Raw genomic sequence first — 17102 nt, 5'->3', positions numbered from 1 at the left:
GGTCGAGCAGGCCATTGCGGCCGAGACCCTTCAGGCCTCGGAGCGGGAGAGTTTTCCCGGTGGTGGCGGGCCCGGGGTGGTCGCGGCCTGGTGGCCCTTGCGCCACTGGTAAAAGCCGAGGCCGGCGGTCAGCGGACCGCCGGCCAGGCCGATCAACGCGACGATGATCTCCGTCCCCATGCAGGGGAGTGTCTCACTCGTCCCCGGTGAGGGAGAAGGCGCGCAGCCGCAGCCCCGCCCAGACGACCGCGCCGACCGTGACGATCACGATCGCCGGTACGGCCCAGCCGATCGTCACCGCGGTCTGGTCGATGAACGCCGAGGTGGAGATCTGGTCGGCGATCGCCTGGGCCCACTGCTGGATGGAGAAGTTCTGGGCGCCCTTGACGAAGCTGCCCACCATGCCTTCCCAGATCAGCGCGTAGATGATGCCGATCGTGACCGCGTGGCGGGTGAGGACGCCCAGCAGCAGGAAGAGCGCCGCGTACGCGATGCCGCCGAGCAGGGAGCCCAGGGCGAACCCGAAGGCGATGCCGTCCTCGTTGCGCACCAGCAGCCAGGCGGCGACATAGGTGGGGACGGCGGCGAAGACGGCCAGCATGGAGGCGGCCACCAGGAACTTCGTCTGGGCGATCACCGGCCGGGAGATCGGCTTGGACATCAGGTGGATGATGGTGCCGTCGTCGATCTCGGGCGCGATGACGCCGGTGCCGGCGATCAGGCCGAGCAGCGGCAGCATGGTGGCGATCGCGAAGTTCTGCATGAGCAGGATGGCCGAGCGCTGGTCGGCGCCGCCGGTCAGGCGCAGCAGGACGGCCAGCCCGACGAGCGCGAGCGGCAGCAGGAGCAGCAGCAGGATGCGCCGCCTGCCGAGCAGCGCGCGGTAGGTGATCCCGGCAACCACGGTGTTCATCAGGTGCTCCGGTTGATCAGGTAGGAGAAGACGCTCTCCAGGTCCTCGTCGACGGGGGAGACCTGGTGCAGGTTGATGCCCTCTGCGCGGGCGACGCGCGGCAGCAGCCAGGCGAAGCGGCGGAACTCCACCGCCTGCACCTCCAGGCCGTCGGGGCCGAGCGTGACGCCGCCTGAGGAGGCGTCCACGATGAGCGCGGCGGCCAGCTTCCTGTCGTCGCTGGACTTGATGCGGAACAGGTGCGGGCGGTCGGTCATCAGGCGGCGGATCTGCCGGAAGTCGCCGGAGGCCGCGTGGCGTCCGGCGACCAGCACCTCGATGTGCTGGGCGACCCGCTCGACCTCTTCGAGGATGTGCGAGCTGAACAGGATGGTCTTGCCGGCGGTGCCCATGGCGCGGATGAGGTCCATCAGGTGCATGCGCTGGCGCGGGTCCATCCCGTTGAACGGCTCGTCGAGCAGCAGCACCTCGGGGTCGTGGACGAGGGCGGCGGCGACCTTGACGCGCTGGCGCATGCCCTTGGAGTAGGTCTCGACGCGGCGGTCCTTCGGCCCCTCCATCTCGACCGTGGCCAGCGCCTTCTGGGCGGCGCTGACGGGGTCGGACAGGCCGTGGAGTTTGGCGGCCGACAGCACGAACTGCCAGCCGGTGAGGAAGCCGTAGACGCCCTCGCGCTCGGGCACCAGGCCGATGTTGCGGTAGATGTGGTGGTTCTTCCACACCTTGGTGCCGTCGAGCGTGACGCTGCCTCCGGACGGTCCCAGGAATCCGGCCATCATGTGCAGGAGCGTCGACTTGCCCGCGCCGTTGGGGCCGAGCAGGCCGGTCACGCCGGGCCCGATCGTCATGGTGACGTCGTTGACCGCCACCACGTTGCCGTACCAGCGCGAGACCTGGGAGAGCTCGAGTTTCATTGGGCCGCCGCCTTCCGGTAGCGCAGGGCCAGCACGCCGATGGCGAAGGCGATCAGCGCGAGCGTGATCAGCGCGGGCGCGGGGCCCGGCGGATATCCGCCTTCGGAGTTGGGCGTGGTGCCGAACAACCACACCTGGACCGCGTCCACCAGCCAGAACGGGTTGAGCAGCCACGCCCATTTGGCGGCCGCTTCCTCGTTCAGCGACAACAGCGTGCCGTAGATGACCGGTACGGCGGCCAGTGACAGCAGGTAGACGGCGATGACCGAGGCCACGCCGAGCCCGCGCCGGGGCGTGAGCGAGGCCAGCGCCAGGCCGAACGCGGTCAGCAGCACCGCCAGCAGCAGCGCCATGGCCATCGCGCCCAGGTACTCCTTGGTCTGCGGCGGCCCCGGCAGGTCGATGAGCAGCTCGCCGACGTAGATGAGTGTGAGCGGCACCGCCACCAGCATGAACAGCGCGACCGTCATCGAGATGACCTTGGCGCTGACGTATTGCGCGACCGCGACCGGCCGCGAGAGGTAGAGCGGCAGCACGCGGTAGCGCAGGTCGGGGGCGACCACGGTGGGCGCCTGCGCGGCCAGGAAGATGGCGATCACCGCCTGCATGATGACCGCGAACGCGCTGTAGGCCATGCCGCGCTGCTGGAGCAGGGCCATCATGGCGATGCTCACGACCGCGGGCAGCAGCATGATGATGGCCAGCAGGAACGGCATGATCTTGCTGCGGGCCGTACGGCCGAGGCCGAAGATGCCGCGCAGGCTGTGCAGCGTCAGCGCCCGCGTCGCGTAACCGGGGCCCAGTCGTGGCCCGTCGTAGTGGCGGTAGCCGATGTCATAGATCTCAGACGACATCCGCGGCCTCCTCCCTGAAGACGTCCTCGATGCGGTGGCGGCCCTGCTCCATCCGGATGAGGCACAGGTCGAGGTCGACCACGGCGTCGCGGATGGCGTCGAACGTCTCCGGGCCGCTCACCTTGACCAGCAGCAGGCGGCCGTGCTGGGTGACCTGCTGGCCGTGCTCCGCCAGCCGTTCGGCCAGAGGCTGCACGCCCTCCTCGACCTCGACGGTGAGGCTCTGCGTGGCCTGGGTGAACTCGGTGATGGCGGAGGAGCGCAGCAGGCGGCCGGCGTCGATGACGATCACGTGGTCGCAGATGCGTTCCAGCTCGCCGAGCAGGTGGCTGGTGACCAGGACGCTGATGCCGAACTCGGTGCCGATGCGGCGGATCAGCGCGAGCATCTCGTCGCGCCCGCGCGGGTCGAGGCCGTTGGTGGGCTCGTCGAGGAAGATCATCTTTGGATCGTGTACGAGCGCCTGCGCCAGCTTGACCCGCTGCTTCATGCCGGTGGAGTAGCCGCCCATGGCGCGGTAGCGCTCTTCGGCCAGCCCCACGTGGCGCAGGACGTCGGCGGCGCGTTCGCGGGCGGCCGTGCGCGGCAGCCCGGACATCTGGGCGAGGTGGACGACGAACTCGGTGGCCGACACGTCGGGCGGCAGGCAGTCGTGCTCGGGCATGTAGCCGACGAGGCGGCGAATCTGCGTGCCCTGCGTGGTCACGTCGAGATCGAGCACCTTGGCGCCGCCCGCGGTGGGCGGCAGCAGGCCCAGGAGGATCTTGATCAGTGTCGACTTGCCCGCGCCGTTGGCGCCGACCAGGCCGGTCACGCCGGTCCCGACGTCCACCGTGAGCCGGTCGAGCGCGGTGACGGTCGGGAAGCGTTTGGTCAGCCCCTCGGTAGCGAGGATGTGCATGATCCGGACACTACCCTCCGTGGCCACCGGGTGGCCTCCTTCACGGGGAGGAGGGGCGTCCTACTTGAGGCCAGACTCTGCGCTGGATCAGGAGGGTCACGGTCCCGGCGAGGACCATGCCGAAGATGTTGACCGCCAGCTGCCAGACCGGCCCCGCCACCTCCGCCCAGTCACCCACCGCGAGCGCCACGGCCAGGTAGCCGGCGGCGGGCACGGTGGTGACCGAGATGAAGACGCCGATCAGCGCCGAGGACTTGCCCGAGGTGATCGACAGTACGCCCGCGACGCCGGCCAGCAGCGCGACGATGAATGACCAGCGGTCCGGCTTCACGATGAACTTCACCTCGTCGTTGATGTTGAGGTTCGTGATGTCGATCCAGCCGAGCCAGTGGGAGACCAGCGCGCAGGCGAAGGTGATAGCGATAGCGATGGTGAAGCCGACGAACAACGTCCGCAGCGCCTCGATCACCAGGCGCCACCGCCGGCGCAGGAGCCCGAAGCAGATCGCCGCCACCGCGCCGAACTCCGGCCCGAGCACCATCGCGCCGACGATGAGGATGGGCGAGTTCTGCAGGGCGCCGATGCCCGCGAGCTGGGTGGCGATGGCCAGGAAGGCCAGGTACGCCCAGGTGATGCGGGAGTCGCTGTGCACCCGGTGGGCCAGTTCCTCCCACACCACGGCGTCGTCGGGGTCGCCCGGAGCCTCCTCGACCGCCTCCTCGGCGACCTTGGACAGGGCCAGGTCGATGTGCTCGATCGCGATCGACCCCTCGTCCTCCAGCCACTTGAGCTTGGACAGGGCCTCGTTGGCCGACTCCCGCGCGGTGTCGCAGAAGACGAGGTCGCCGGCGGGCTCGCGGGCGGCGCCGGGCAGCACCACGATGTTGGTGACGCCCGGACACTCCGCCAGCACCCTCAGCACCTCGTCCGTACGGCCGGGAGGGCAGATCAATCGAAGATGTAGCACGGGGCCATTGTCGTAGATTCGACGTTGACGTTCTGTTGAACGGGTCCCTTCAGGCTGTGGCCATGTCAATACGCATCTGCCACGTCGACGGCGAGGACTGCTGGTTCGCCGACATCGACGACCAGGGCTGCCAGGGCCGCTTCGCCGTCTACGTGCTGGGGGAGAGCGGGGGCGGGGATCTCACGTACGGCGCAGCCGTATCCGCCTGATCGAGTGGTCGGCGCCCTTCTGCAGGACCAGGTCGGCGCGGCCGCGGGTGGGGGCGATGTTCTCCACCAGGTTCCGCTCGTTGATGTCGCGCCAGACGTTGACGGCGAAGTCGGTGGCCTCTTCGTAGGAGAGTTCGGCGATGTACTTGAAGTAGGACTTGGGGTCTTCGAAGGCGGTTCTGCGCAGCTTGTGGAAGCGGTCGACGTACCAGGTCCTGATGTCCTCGACCTTCGCGTCCACGTAGATGGAGTAGTCGAAGTAGTCGTTGACCGCCAGCGAGGTCGGGGGAGCCGGCTGGAGGACGTTGAGCCCCTCGATGATCAAGACGTCGGGGCTTTTCACGATCTGGTGGGCCCCGGGGACGATGTCGTACTCAAGGTGGCTGTAGATCGGGGCGCGTACCTCGCCCATGCCCGCCTTCACCTCCGCCACGAACCGCACCAGCGCCCGCCGGTCGTAGCTTTCCGGGAAGCCCTTGCGGTGCATGATGCCCTTGGCTTCGAGGACCTTGTTGGGGTAGAGGAAACTGTCGGTGGTCAGCAGCCCGACGTTGGGGTGTTCGGGCCAGCGGGCCAGCAGCGTGTGCAGCAACCGCGCCGTCGTCGACTTGCCGACCGCGACGCTTCCGGCGATCCCCAGCACGTACGGCACGCGCGGCCCCGGCTTGCCGAGGAAGGCGCTCAGCACGTTGCTGCGCTCCTGAGACCCGGTGTAGTGCAGGTTGAGCAGTCGGGTGAGGGGGAGGTAGATGTCGGTGACCTCGGCGAGGTCGATGGGATCATCGACGCCGCGAAGGGCTTCCAGCTCGTCTGCGGTGAGAGTCAAGGGCGTGTTTCTGCGGAGATCGCTCCACTGCTCCCTGCTCAGTTCCACGTAGCCGTTGTTCACGTTGGCAGCGTAGCGACGGCGTACAAACCGGGTCGCCAGGGGTGCCCCGCGAACCTCTCCACAGCCTGTGGACAAAACACGGGGATTACCGGTGCTTGGCACGGGGAATGATGTACTGCCTTGGCGAGGTCTGACATAGGCCGCGATCTTCCGCGCACCTTAACATCCGGTGAACAACGTCACGGAAGGTCTGCATCATGGATCGACGTCGCTTTCTCGCCGGAGCGGGAGCCGTCGCGGCGGGTGTCGCCGGGCCGTTCGCCGGGGTCGCGGAGGCCGGCGCCCGGGGTGGCGCGCTGCCGGTGACCGGGTACGGCCCGCTCAGGCCGGTGCCCGACGCCCGGGACGGCCAGGTGAGGCTCTTCCTGCCGGACGGCTTCCGCTACCGCTCGTTCAACGCGGCGGGCGAGACGTTCTCCGACGGCAGCCGGGTTCCGGGCAGGCACGACGGCATGGCCGCCTTCCGCGGCCCGCGCGGCAGCACGATCCTGGTCCGCAACCACGAGGTCAACGGTCCCGTCGGCGCGTTCGGCGACCCGGCCAGGGCCTACGACCCGGCCGCCGGCGGCGGCACCGCGACGCTGCGGGTGACTCCGTACGGGGAGGTGCTGGCCGGCGGGCCCTCGCTCAACGGCACGATGATGAACTGCTCGGGCGGCCCGATGCCGTGGGGCGCCTGGGTGACCTGCGAGGAGACGGTCAACGGCCCGGACGTGGGCAACGACTTCTCCGGCGGTGACAACTCCAAGCTCACCCAGAAGCACGGCTACGTGTTCGAGGTGCCGATCACCGGGGTCGCGCGGCCCGTGCCGATCAGGTCGGCGGGGCGTTTCGCGCACGAGTCCGCGGCCTTCGACCCGGTCAGCGGGGCCCTGTACCTGACCGAGGACAACTTCGGTTTCCCGTCCGGCTTCTACCGCTACCTTCCGCCGAAGCATCCGCTCAGGGCCGGGCGCATCCTGGACGGCGGGCGGCTGGAGATGCTGGCCGTACGGGATGAGGACGGGAAGGATCTGTCGGCGGGCCAGCCCGCGGGCGCCGTCTACCGGACCCGGTGGGTGGAGATCGCCGAGCCCGACCCCCGGTTCACCGGCAGGCCGGACAACGACACGGCGATACGGGCGGTGAGCCGGCAGGGGCTCGACCAGGGCGCGGCGATCTTCTCCAGGCTGGAGGGCGCCGTCCACCACCACGGCACCGTCTACTTCGTCTCCACCCAGGGCGGCGCCACCGGCGACACGCCGCCGTCGGGGTTCGGGAAGGGCCGCGGGCAGGTCTGGGCCTACGAGACGTGGAGCGGGCGGCTGAAGCTCGCCTACGAGTCGCCCGGCTCGACCGTCCTGGACCTGCCCGACAACGTCACCGTCAGCCCGCGCGGCACGCTGGTGCTGTGCGAGGACGGCGGCGGCGACAACTTCCTGCGCGGCCTGACCAGGCGCGGCGAGATCTTCGACTTCGCCCGGCTGGCGCCCGTTACCGGAGACCCGGGTGCGGAGTTCGCCGGTTCGACCTTCGGCCCCGGCGGGCGGACCCTCTACGTCAACATCCAGTCGAACCAGGGCGTGTCGTTCGCCATCTGGGGACCCTGGCATCGGGGCGGCTTCTGATGTGAACGACGTGCGCGAGCATCCGGAATGTTCGCACCTCGCGCACGTCGTGCGCTATGCTGGCGGGCACGTGAGAGGAGCTTCGCATGCCCGCCCAGAAGCAGCCCATTCCCTCGGTGTGGACCCGCCCACGCCGCCAGCAGCAGCAACCCGCCCTCAGCCGTGAGCGCATCGTCGCCGAGGCCGTGAAGCTCCTCGACGAAGAGGGCATGGACAACCTCAGCATGCGCACGCTCGGCACCCGGCTCAACGCGGGCGCCACCTCCCTGTACCGCCACGTCGCCAACAAGGACGAGCTCATCGAGCTCGTCGTCGACGAGGTGTACGGCGAGCTGCGCGTGCCCGAGGCGGAGGGCGACTGGCGGGCGGCGGCGACCGAGTGCGCCGACAGCCTGCGCTCGATGATCCTGCGCCACCCGTGGGTGGCCTCGGTCCTGGGTCAGGTCGGCCTGGCCGAGCTCGGCCCCAACCTGATGCGCCAGACCGACCGCATGCTGGCCATCTTCACCCTGGCCGGGTTCGAGCTCGACGAGGCCAGCCAGGCGATGAGCACGCTCATCTCCTACGTCATCGGGATGTCGACCTCCGAGGCGGCGCTGCTGTCGATGCTGGCCAGGCTCGGCCAGACCGAGGAGGAGCTGGAGGCCCAGATCCGCGCCGCTGCCGCGCAGACCAATCGGGAGCTGCCCCGGCTCCAGGCGCTGGACGAGCACATCCTGAAGAACGGCGGCGGCCCCGCGGCGATGCGCGACCGGGACTTCCGCTACGGCGTGGACCGCATCCTCGACGGCCTCGCGACCCGCCTGCCCTAGCCTGGGGACATGATCCTGGGCATCGGCGTGGACGTGGTCGACGTCAAGCGGTTCGCGGCGGCCTTGGAGCGCACCCCGGGGCTGCGCGGCAGGCTGTTCACCGAGGACGAGCGGAAGGGCCGGGCCGTCCACTCCCTGGCCGCGCGCTTCGCCGCCAAGGAGGCCGTCGCCAAGGCTCTCGGCGCGCCACCCGGCCTCGGCCACCTGGAGGCCGAGGTCGTCTGCGACGAGAACGGCCGGCCCGAGCTCCGCGTGCGCGGCAAGGCCGCCGAGGTCGCCTACGGCCTGGGCGTCAAGCGCTGGCACCTCTCGCTCTCCCACGACGCGGGTGTGGCGATGGCCTACGTGATCGCGGAGGGATAGCTTCTGATCATGCTTACCGCCTACACCGCCGATCAGATCAGGGCCGCCGAGCAGGCGCTCATGGCGCGCCTGCCCGACGGGACGCTGATGGAGCGCGCCGCCGCCGGGCTGGCCGCCTGCTGCGCCGCGATGCTCGGGCGCGTCTACGGGGCGCGGGTGGTCCTGCTCGTCGGCAGCGGCGACAACGGCGGTGACGCCCTCTATGCCGGTGTACGGCTGGCGCGGCGCGGCGCCCAGGTCGAGGCGGTCCTGGCGGGCGGCAGGGTGCACGAGGCCGGGCTGGCGGCCCTGCGGCAGGCCGGTGGGCGGGTGCGCGGCATCGAGGCGGTGGACCGGGCGGACCTGGTCGTCGACGGGCTGGTCGGGATCGGGGTGGCGGGGGCGCTGCGGGAGCCGTACGCGCGGGCCGTGGCGCGGGTGAACCAGGGGCCGGGGCTGGTGGTCGCCGTGGACGTGCCGTCCGGGGTGGACGCGAGCACGGGCCGGGTGCCGGGGCCCGCGGTACGCGCGCATGTGACGGTCACGATGGGCGCCTGCAAGACCGGGCTGCTGATCGACCCCGGCGCCGGTCACACCGGGCGGTTGGAGCTGGTCGACATCGGGCTGGGCGCGTACCTGCCGGATCCGGACGTCGCGGCGCTCACCGACGGGGACGTCGCCGATCTGCTGCCGGAGCCGGGCGCCGAGTCCGACAAGTACCGCAGAGGCGTGGTGGGGGTGGCCGCGGGCAGCGAGGAGTACACGGGGGCCGCGGTGCTGGCCGTCGGCGGGGCGCTGCACGCCGGGGCCGGCATGGTGCGCTACGCCGGCACCGCCGCGCCCGTGGCGCAGGTGCGCTCCCACTGGCCGGAGGCGGTCGTCACCGAGTTGCGCGAGCCCTCGCTCGACGGCGTCGGCCGCGTGCAGGCCTGGGTGCTCGGCCCAGGGCTCGGCACCGGCGACTTCGCCCACGAGCTGGCCAGGAGGGTGCTGGCCAGTGACGTGCCCGTGCTGGTGGACGCCGACGCGCTCACGCTGGTCTCGCGCGACGCCACGCTGCTGCGCCGCAGCGCGCCCGTGCTGATCACGCCGCACGCCGGGGAACTGGCGCGGCTGATGCGGGTCCCGCGCGAGCGCGTCGAGGCGGGCAGGCTGGAGCACGCCCGCAGGGCGGCGGCCGACCTCGGCGTGACGGTGCTGCTCAAGGGCTCCACGACGCTGGTGGCCGAGCAGGACAGGCCGGTGCGGGTCAACCGTACGGGCACCGCGCGGCTGGCCACGGGCGGCACCGGCGACGTGCTGGCCGGGGTGGCGGGGGCGCTGCTGGCCCAGGGGCTGAGCTGCTATGACGCCGGGTCGTGCGGGGCGTACCTGCACGGGCTGGCGGGACGGCTGGCCGCCGACGGGGCGCCGCTGGTCACCGCGGACGTGGCCGCCGCGATCCCGGCGGCGATCAGGTCGCTGTCGTAGCCGCCCCCGCAAGCGGGCTGCGATCGAACCTCGCTCAAGCATCGAGTCCAGCTGACACACTGGAAAGATGACATCTCCGGCCGAGGCCCGCATCGATCTGTCCGCCATCAGGCACAACGTCGCCGTGCTCGCCGAGCACGCCGACGGCGCCGCGTTGATGGGCGTGGTCAAGGCGGACGCCTACGGACACGGGCTGGTGCGGGTGTCGCGGACCCTGCTCGACGCGGGGGTGAGCCGGCTGGGCACCGCCACGCTGAGCGAGGGGCTGGCCCTGCGGGCCGCGGGGATCACCGCTCCGGTCACGTCGTGGCTGCTGACGCGGGGCGGGCCGTACGAGGAGGCGCTGCGCGCGGACGTCGAGCTGTCGGCGGCGGAGACGGGGCTGCTGGGGGAGATCGCCGCCGCCGCGCGCGCCACCGGCGTCACCGCGAAGGTGCACCTGGAGGCCGACACGGGCATGAGCAGGGGCGGCGCGCCACTCGCCGCCTGGCCCGAGTTGCTGGCCGCCGCGGCGGCGCTGCGGGCCGAGGGCGCGGTCGAGGTCGTGGGCCTCTGGTCCCACTTCGCCTGTGCCGACATCCCCGGCCACCCCTCGATCGAGGCGCAGCTCGACGCCTTCGACCAGGCGCTCAAGATGGCCGACCAGGCCGGCCTCAGCGGGTCCCACGTGATCAGGCACATCGCCAACTCCGCCGCGCTGGTCGACGTGCCGCGCGCCCGCTTCGATCTGGTACGGCCGGGCATCGCCCTCTACGGCCTGAGCCCGATCCCCGAGCTGGGTGATTTCGGTCTTCGCCAGGCGATGACCCTGGTGGCCAGGCTCGCCCTGGCCAAGCGCATGCCGGAGAATTCCGGAGTGTCCTATGGGCACCTTTATGTCACAGATCGCGAGACAACGCTTGGCCTGGTTCCCCTCGGGTACGCCGACGGGATCCTCAGACACGCGACGGGGCGGGTCGAGGTGCTGGCAGGAGGCCGCCGCAGGGCGATCGCCGGCCGGGTGTGCATGGATCAGTTCATGATCGACGTCGAGGACGACGTCATCGACGCAGGGGACGAGGTCGTCCTGTTCGGTCCTGGCAAGGACGGCGAGGCCACCTTGCAGGAATGGGCGGATAACCTCGGCACGATCACGCATGAGATCGTGACGAAGATCGGCGCACGCGTGCCGAGAGTTTATGAGGGGACATGACGACGACAACACGGCGGAAGGTTGGGATCGCCGGCGCGATCGTCGGCGCCGCTTCGGCGGGCGTCGCGGGGCTGGCCCTGGCCAAGCGCCTGGCGGTGGGCCGGATCAGGCTGCGCCCCGACTCCGAGGCCAGCGAGCCCTTCGGCGAGCTGCGCGGCAGGGAGCGCACCCACACCACCTCCGACGGCATCGACCTGCACGTGCAGATCGACGGCCCCGAGGACGCGCCGCTGACGATCGTGCTGTGCCACGGCTACTGCCTCAACCTGGAGTCCTGGCACTACCAGCGCCGCGACCTGCGCGAGGAGCATCGCCTGGTGCTGTGGGACCAGCGATCCCACGGCCGCTCGCAGCGCGCCACCCCCGAGGACAGCACGATCGACCGGCTCGGCGACGACCTGGCCGAGGTGCTGGAGCGCTTCGTGCCCGGCCCGTGCGTGCTGGTCGGCCACTCGATGGGCGGCATGACCATCATGGCGCTGGCAGACCGCCACCCCGAGCTGTTCGGCGACAAGATCCGCGCCGTCTCGCTCATGGCCACCAGCGCGGGAAAGCTGGCCGAGCTGACGCTGGGCCTGCCCGCGATGGTCTCCAAGGCGGTCCACAAGATCGCACCGGGCACGATCTCCCTGCTCGGCAAGCGCGGCTCCCTGGTGGACAAGACCCGCCACGCCGGCAGCGACATCGCCTTCCTGATCACCCGCTTCGTCGGCTTCGGCGACTCCAAGAACGTCAGCCCGACGCTGGTCGACTTCGCCGAGTCGATGATCCGCGCCACCCCGACCGAGGTGTTCGCGAACTTCTACCCGGCCCTCATGGACCACGACAAGCTCTCGGCGCTGCACGTGCTCGATCCGGTGCCGACCGCGATCCTCGTCGGCGACAAGGACTGGTTGACCCCGCCCGAGCACGGCAGGGCGATGGCCGAGGCCCTGCCCAGGGCGAGCTTCACCGAGGTGCCCGACACCTCGCACCTCATCCAGCTGGAGCGCCCGGCCGTGGTCAACGAGGCGCTGCGCGATCTGATCAAGGAGATCTAGTGGAAAGGCTCGCCACCGCCGAGGACATGCGCGCGTACGGCACGCGGCTGGCGGCCCGGCTGCGCGCGGGAGACCTGCTGGTGCTGTCCGGCCCGCTGGGCGCCGGGAAGACCACGATGGTCCAGGGGATCGCCGAAGGCCTGAAGGTCCGCGGCCCGATCACCTCGCCCACGTTCGTCATCGCCCGCGTGCATCCGTCGCTGTGCGAGGGTCCGCCGCTCGTGCACGCGGACGCGTACCGGCTGGGCGGGGATCTGGAGGTCGACGACCTCGACCTGGACGCCTCGCTGGAGGAGTCGGTCACCATCGTCGAGTGGGGCGAGGGCCTGGTGGAGGGGCTGTCGGAGGACCGCTTGGAGATCCACATCGACCGGGAGGGCGGCGACGACGTCCGCCTGGTCACCCTGCGCGGGGTCGGCGAGCGCTGGGCCGACACGCCGTCTGATCGCGCAGAAGAGTAAAACGCTCCTCAGGCCCCGGCAACCCTGGCACCCTTGACGAGTATCGACATTGGCGTAAATCATGATCATTGGTCATGGATTTACCTAGATTTTCTGGGTATCAGGTGGGGCGGTATCCGCAATTCTGGTGGATGCTGAGGGAAGTCGGCGGAGTGGGGTGCGGCCGTGCTCAGGGTCAGGCAAGTCGCGTACGCAGGTGCCATCGTCATGTTCGGCGTCGTCGGCTGCACAGCCGACGCCTCGACCGATCCCACGGCCACGCCCTCGGCGAGCCCCACGACCACCGCGACCACCTCCCCACAGGCCACGGCGAGCGCCACACGGGCGCCCATCGACGTCCAGCTCAACCCCGACCGCGTCACCGCGGGCGAGACCTCCAAGGTCTGGATCCTGGCCAACTGCCCGGTGCCCACCGGCGGCCCCGCGCACGTCGGCACCGCCTCCTCCAACGCGTTCCTGTCCGGCGTCACGCTCAACCCCGTGCCGCCCGCCACCCCGTCGGCCAGCCCCGCCAACGCCACGGCCACCCCCGCGCCCGTCCCCTGGGTACGCGGGCAGGCGTCGGTCTCCGGCACCGTCAAACGCGGCAACTACACCGTCGACGTCAAGTGCGACGGCACCAGCCACACCGGCAGGGCCACGCTGCGCGTGGTCAGGGCCACCGACGACACGCCCACCGGCGTGCCCACCAAGGCGCCCAGGGCGGGCGGCGGCGGCACGTTCGGCCAGGACGCCGGTGACGACTCCTCGATGCCGATCGGCCCCGTAGGCGTGATCGTCGGCCTGGCCCTGGCGGGCGGCGCCATACTGATCCTCAAGCGCCGCCGGGCCTGAGCATGGCCCGTGCGGGACGGATCGTGCTGGCGGGCGCGATCACCGGCCTGGTGCTGGTGGCGTTCGGCAAGACCGTGGAGAAGAAGGCCGAGGCCGTCGTCCCGGAGAGCATCGGCATCCCCTCCATCGACGTGGACGCGCCGCTGATGAAGCTCGGGCTGACGAAGGACGGCGAGGTCGAGCTGCCGCCGTACGAGAAGCCCAAGCTGGCCGGCTGGTACGAGAAGAGCGCCGTCCCGGGGGAGAAGGGCGCCTCCGTCATCGTCGGACACGTGGACACCAAGACCGCCCCGGCCGTCTTCTACAAGCTGAAGCACCTGCGCAAGGGCCAGATCGTCCGCGTGGAGCGCAGCGACGGCAAGACCGCGGAGTACAAGGTCGACTCGGTCGAGCAGGTGCACAAGAACGACTTCCCAGCCAAGCGCGTCTACGTCGAGGACGGGCTCAAGCTGGTCACCTGCGGCGGAAAATTCGATTACGCCAAGGGCGAGTACGACGATAACGTCATCGTCTATGCCTCCCGCGCCTGATGCCTCCGGAGTAAGAGTCCCCTGGTCGGAGGTGGCCGCGCCGGTGCGCGCCCGAGTCGAGGACCTGCTCGGCGGGCGCGTGGCGGAGGCCGTCACCCAGACCGGCGGCTTCTCTCCCGCCACCGCCTCGCGGCTCCTGCTCGACACCGGCCGCCGCGCCTTCGTCAAGGCGGTCGGCCCCGGCGTCAACGACCGGGCCACCGCCCTGTACCGCGACGAGGCCCGCGTGGCCGCCGCGCTGCCGCCCAGCGTCCCCGCGCCGCGCATGCTCACCTCCTTCGAACAGGACGGCTGGGTGGTGCTGCTCTTCGAGGACGTCGACGGCCGCCCACCGGCGATGCCGTGGCGGCGCGACGAACTCGACCGCGTCCTGGCCGCCGCCGACGAACTCGCCGCCTCGCTCACCCCCGCCCCCATCGACGCGCCGCCCATCGCCGAGGTCTTCGGCCAGATGTTCCGCGGCTGGCGGCGGCTCGGCCACGGCGAGGACCACGACGGGCTCGACCCGTGGATCGTCCGCAACCTCGACGCCCTGGCCGAGCTGGAGTCCGGCTGGGAGAGCGCCGCCGCCGGCGACACGCTCGTCCACGCCGACCTGCGCGCCGACAACGTCCTGCTCACCGACGAACGCGTCTACGTCGTCGACTGGCCCTACGCCTGTCTGGGCGCCGCCTGGTTCGACCGGCTGGCCATGCTGCCCTCCGTCACCATGCAGGGCGGCCCCCGTCCCGGCGAGCTGCTCGCCGACCCCGACCCGGCCGTGACCTGCGTCATCGCCGCCCTGGCCGGCTTCTTCGTACGGCAGAGCCGTCAGCCGCCGCCACCCGGCATCCCCACCGTCAGAGCCTTCCAGGCGGCGCAGGGCGAGGTCGCCGTCGAATGGCTTCGCGAGCGGACAGGATGGTCATGACGCGGGGCCGGTAGGCTCATTGTTCGTGCTGGTCCTGGCTTTCGATACCGCGACACCCGCTGTCACCGCCGCTCTCCACGACGGTGACCGCGTGCTCGCCGAGTCCACCACGGTCGACGCGCGCCGCCACGGCGAGCTGCTCGTGCCCACCATCGAGAAGGTGCTGGCAGAGGCTCGGGTGCGGCTGCGCGAGGTGACCGCCATCGTCGCCGGCACCGGCCCCGGCCCCTACACGGGGCTGCGGGTCGGGCTGATGACCGCCCAGGGGCTGGGCACCGCGCTCGGGCTGGCCGAGGTCTACGGCGTCTGCACGCTCGACGCCCTCGCCTACGGCACCCGCCGGGACGAGCCCTTCCTCGTGGTGACCGACGCGCGGCGCAAGGAACTGTTCTGGGCCCGCTACGACGACGCGCGCACGCGGGCCGAGGGGCCGTTCGTGGACAGGCCGGCCGACATTCCGCGAGACGGGCTGCCGGTCGCCGGGGCCGACCTCTACCCGGAGGTGCTGGGGGAGGCGGTGGCGCCGCCGTACCCCTTGGCGGGGTTTCTGGCCGCGCTGGCGGCCGAGCGCATCGCGGCGGGGCAGCCGCTCGACGAGCCGCGCCCCATCTACCTGCGGCGGCCCGACGCGGTCGAGCCCAAGGCACCCAAGAAGGTGACCGACAGGGAGCCCAGGCGGACCAGGGAGCGGGCGTGAGACTGCGGCAGATGACCGACGCGGACCTGCCCGCGGTCATGGCCATCGAGCGCGCGACGTTCCCGCTGGACGCGTGGAGCGAGGGGATGATGCGCGGCGAGCTGGCCGACCAGCCGCGCACCCGGCACTACGTCGTCGCGCTGCGCGACGACGGCGAGATCGTCGGCTACGCGGGGCTCGCCGCGGCCGGCGACCAGGCCGACGTGCAGACCATCGCGGTGCTACACGACCACCAGAGCCGGGGCATCGGCGGCGCGATGCTGACCGAACTGCTCGGCGAGGCGCGCCGGCGCGGAGCCAGGGAGATCTTCCTGGAGGTCAGGTCCGACAACCCGCGGGCCAAGGCGGTCTACGAACGGTTCGGTTTCGAGGAGATCGGCCTGCGCCGGCGCTACTACGACGACGGCACCGACGCGGTCATGATGAGAAGGAAGCTGGATGGCTGACAAGCACGAACCCCTGGTCCTCGGCATCGAGACCTCGTGCGACGAGACCGGGGTGGGGATCGTACGCGGGCACACGCTGCTGGCCAACACGATCGCCTCCAGCATGCACGAGCACGCCAGGTTCGGCGGCGTGGTGCCGGAGGTGGCCTCGCGGGCGCACCTGGAGGCGATGACGCCGGTCGTGGAGGGGGCGCTGACCGAGGCGGGCCTGACGTTCTCCGACATCGACGCGATCGCGGTCACCGCCGGTCCCGGACTGGCCGGGGCGCTGCTGGTGGGCGTGGCCGCCGCCAAGTCCTACTCGCTCGGCCTGGGCGTCCCCCTCTACGGAGTCAACCACCTGGCCGCCCACGTCGCCGTCGACCAGCTCGAACACGGGCCGCTGCCCAAACCCTGCATCGCCATGCTGGTGTCCGGCGGTCACTCGTCGCTTCTCCTGGTCCCCGACGTCGCCCAGGACGTGATCTCCCTCGGCTCCACCGTCGACGACGCCGCCGGTGAGGCCTTCGACAAGGTCGCGCGGGTGCTCGGCCTGCCCTTCCCCGGCGGCCCCCACATCGACCGCGCCGCCCGCGACGGCTCCGCCGCCGCGATCAGCTTCCCCCGCGGCAAGATGGACGACGGCACCCTCGACTTCTCCTTCTCCGGCCTGAAGACCGCCGTGGCCCGCTGGGTCGAGGCCCAGGACTCGATCCACGTGCCGGACGTCGCCGCCTCCTTCCAGGAGGCCGTGGTGGACGTGCTGACCCGCAAGGCCCTTCAGGCGTGCAAGAAGTACGGTGTGAAGGACCTGCTCATCGGTGGTGGCGTCGCGGCCAACTCACGGCTGCGCGCGCTGGCCCAGGAGCGTTGCGACAAGGCGGGCGTACGGCTGCGCGTGCCCCGCCCCGGACTCTGCACCGACAACGGCGCCATGGTCGCCGCGCTGGGCTCTGACCTGGTGGCGGCCGGGATCACCCCGTCGGCGCTGGACATCCCCGCCGACTCGTCGCTGCCCATCACGACCGTTCACGTGTGAGGCGACCACCCGCCAGGGCGGCGGCGTTCTGTGCTCCGGGGCCGCGGTTCCTCACGCCACCGATGCGGGTCTTGTGAGGTTCCGGGTTTCACGTGG

The 17102-nt window shown here is 71.1% G+C and carries 21 protein-coding genes; 14 read left to right on the top strand and 7 right to left on the bottom strand.

Going from position 1 to position 17102, the window contains the following annotated elements:
* Positions 1-30 precede the first annotated feature (30 nt).
* From ACIBI5_RS45455 to ACIBI5_RS45430, 6 genes are read right to left on the bottom strand one after another with little or no spacing between them, the layout of a single operon-like run.
* Entirely contained in the window at positions 31-180 is a 150-nt protein-coding gene (locus ACIBI5_RS45455; protein WP_397256708.1) for a hypothetical protein, read from the bottom strand.
* A 13-nt stretch (positions 181-193) separates the two neighbouring features.
* Complete coding sequence (locus tag ACIBI5_RS45450) at positions 194-913, bottom strand: ABC transporter permease (RefSeq protein WP_397256706.1); 720 nt, start codon at positions 911-913, stop codon at positions 194-196.
* Positions 913-1827 carry an ABC transporter ATP-binding protein gene (locus ACIBI5_RS45445; protein WP_397256704.1) on the bottom strand — a complete coding sequence of 305 codons (915 nt, stop codon included), beginning with the start codon at positions 1825-1827 and terminating at the stop codon, positions 913-915. The genes ACIBI5_RS45450 and ACIBI5_RS45445 overlap by 1 nt, the downstream gene beginning before the upstream one ends.
* The gene (locus ACIBI5_RS45440; RefSeq protein WP_397256702.1) at positions 1824-2681 is read right to left on the bottom strand and encodes an ABC transporter permease subunit; all 858 of its coding nucleotides are present in this window, start codon (positions 2679-2681) and stop codon (positions 1824-1826) included. The genes ACIBI5_RS45445 and ACIBI5_RS45440 overlap by 4 nt, the downstream gene beginning before the upstream one ends.
* Positions 2671-3582, bottom strand: a complete 912-nt coding sequence (locus ACIBI5_RS45435) for an ABC transporter ATP-binding protein (RefSeq protein WP_379614479.1) — start codon at positions 3580-3582, stop codon at positions 2671-2673. Before ACIBI5_RS45435 ends, ACIBI5_RS45440 begins: the two co-directional genes overlap by 11 nt.
* 40 nt (positions 3583-3622) lie before the next feature.
* A complete protein-coding gene (locus ACIBI5_RS45430) occupies positions 3623-4549 on the bottom strand; it encodes a DUF389 domain-containing protein (protein WP_397256700.1) in 927 nt (308 codons plus the stop codon).
* Between the two features lie 62 nt (positions 4550-4611).
* On the opposite strand from ACIBI5_RS45430, the gene ACIBI5_RS45425 reads away from it, so the two are divergent.
* Positions 4612-4758: a hypothetical protein gene (locus ACIBI5_RS45425; RefSeq protein WP_397093460.1), complete on the top strand. Its 147-nt coding sequence runs from the start codon at positions 4612-4614 to the stop codon at positions 4756-4758.
* Here the strand turns inward: ACIBI5_RS45425 and coaA are convergent.
* Positions 4730-5632, bottom strand: a complete 903-nt coding sequence (gene coaA / locus ACIBI5_RS45420; RefSeq protein WP_397256747.1) for a type I pantothenate kinase — start codon at positions 5630-5632, stop codon at positions 4730-4732. The genes ACIBI5_RS45425 and coaA overlap by 29 nt on opposite strands.
* A gap of 212 nt (positions 5633-5844) precedes the next feature.
* Between coaA and ACIBI5_RS45415 the strand changes: the two genes are divergently transcribed.
* The 13 genes from ACIBI5_RS45415 (at position 5845) to tsaD (ending at position 17006) form a co-directional block, all read left to right on the top strand.
* On the top strand, positions 5845-7254 hold the full coding sequence (locus ACIBI5_RS45415; protein WP_397256698.1) for an alkaline phosphatase PhoX: 1410 nt from the start codon (positions 5845-5847) through the stop codon (positions 7252-7254).
* 86 nt (positions 7255-7340) lie between these two features.
* Complete coding sequence (locus ACIBI5_RS45410) at positions 7341-8066, top strand: TetR/AcrR family transcriptional regulator (protein WP_397256696.1); 726 nt, start codon at positions 7341-7343, stop codon at positions 8064-8066.
* 9 nt (positions 8067-8075) lie between these two features.
* Positions 8076-8429 carry a holo-ACP synthase gene (locus tag ACIBI5_RS45405; RefSeq protein WP_397256694.1) on the top strand — a complete coding sequence of 118 codons (354 nt, stop codon included), beginning with the start codon at positions 8076-8078 and terminating at the stop codon, positions 8427-8429.
* A 9-nt stretch (positions 8430-8438) separates the two neighbouring features.
* Positions 8439-9878 carry an NAD(P)H-hydrate dehydratase gene (locus ACIBI5_RS45400; RefSeq protein WP_397256693.1) on the top strand — a complete coding sequence of 480 codons (1440 nt, stop codon included), beginning with the start codon at positions 8439-8441 and terminating at the stop codon, positions 9876-9878.
* Positions 9879-9945: 67 nt separating this feature from the next.
* On the top strand, positions 9946-11070 hold the full coding sequence (gene alr / locus ACIBI5_RS45395) for an alanine racemase (protein WP_397256691.1): 1125 nt from the start codon (positions 9946-9948) through the stop codon (positions 11068-11070).
* Positions 11067-12110: an alpha/beta fold hydrolase gene (locus ACIBI5_RS45390; RefSeq protein WP_397256689.1), complete on the top strand. Its 1044-nt coding sequence runs from the start codon at positions 11067-11069 to the stop codon at positions 12108-12110. Before alr ends, ACIBI5_RS45390 begins: the two co-directional genes overlap by 4 nt.
* Positions 12110-12571, top strand: coding sequence for a tRNA (adenosine(37)-N6)-threonylcarbamoyltransferase complex ATPase subunit type 1 TsaE (gene tsaE / locus ACIBI5_RS45385; RefSeq protein WP_397256687.1), 462 nt, complete (start codon positions 12110-12112; stop codon positions 12569-12571). Before ACIBI5_RS45390 ends, tsaE begins: the two co-directional genes overlap by 1 nt.
* Positions 12572-12778: 207 nt before the next feature.
* Complete coding sequence (locus tag ACIBI5_RS45380; RefSeq protein ID WP_397256685.1) at positions 12779-13405, top strand: hypothetical protein; 627 nt, start codon at positions 12779-12781, stop codon at positions 13403-13405.
* A 2-nt stretch (positions 13406-13407) separates the two neighbouring features.
* Entirely contained in the window at positions 13408-13935 is a 528-nt protein-coding gene (locus ACIBI5_RS45375; RefSeq protein ID WP_397256683.1) for a class F sortase, read from the top strand.
* A 43-nt stretch (positions 13936-13978) separates the two neighbouring features.
* Positions 13979-14845, top strand: coding sequence for a phosphotransferase family protein (locus ACIBI5_RS45370; protein WP_397256681.1), 867 nt, complete (start codon positions 13979-13981; stop codon positions 14843-14845).
* A 25-nt stretch (positions 14846-14870) separates the two neighbouring features.
* The gene (gene tsaB, locus ACIBI5_RS45365; protein WP_397256679.1) at positions 14871-15542 is read left to right on the top strand and encodes a tRNA (adenosine(37)-N6)-threonylcarbamoyltransferase complex dimerization subunit type 1 TsaB; all 672 of its coding nucleotides are present in this window, start codon (positions 14871-14873) and stop codon (positions 15540-15542) included.
* A gap of 11 nt (positions 15543-15553) precedes the next feature.
* Positions 15554-15988 (top strand): ribosomal protein S18-alanine N-acetyltransferase, encoded by a 435-nt coding sequence (gene rimI, locus ACIBI5_RS45360; RefSeq protein WP_397256745.1) that lies wholly within the window; start codon positions 15554-15556, stop codon positions 15986-15988.
* Positions 15981-17006 (top strand): tRNA (adenosine(37)-N6)-threonylcarbamoyltransferase complex transferase subunit TsaD, encoded by a 1026-nt coding sequence (gene tsaD / locus ACIBI5_RS45355; protein WP_397256677.1) that lies wholly within the window; start codon positions 15981-15983, stop codon positions 17004-17006. Before rimI ends, tsaD begins: the two co-directional genes overlap by 8 nt.
* The last annotated feature ends 96 nt before the right edge of the window (positions 17007-17102 follow it).

The sequence above is a fragment of the Nonomuraea sp. NPDC050540 genome (assembly GCF_044457485.1).
GTDB lineage: Bacteria > Actinomycetota > Actinomycetes > Streptosporangiales > Streptosporangiaceae > Nonomuraea.
This window is presented reverse-complemented; position numbering and strand designations above follow the sequence as displayed.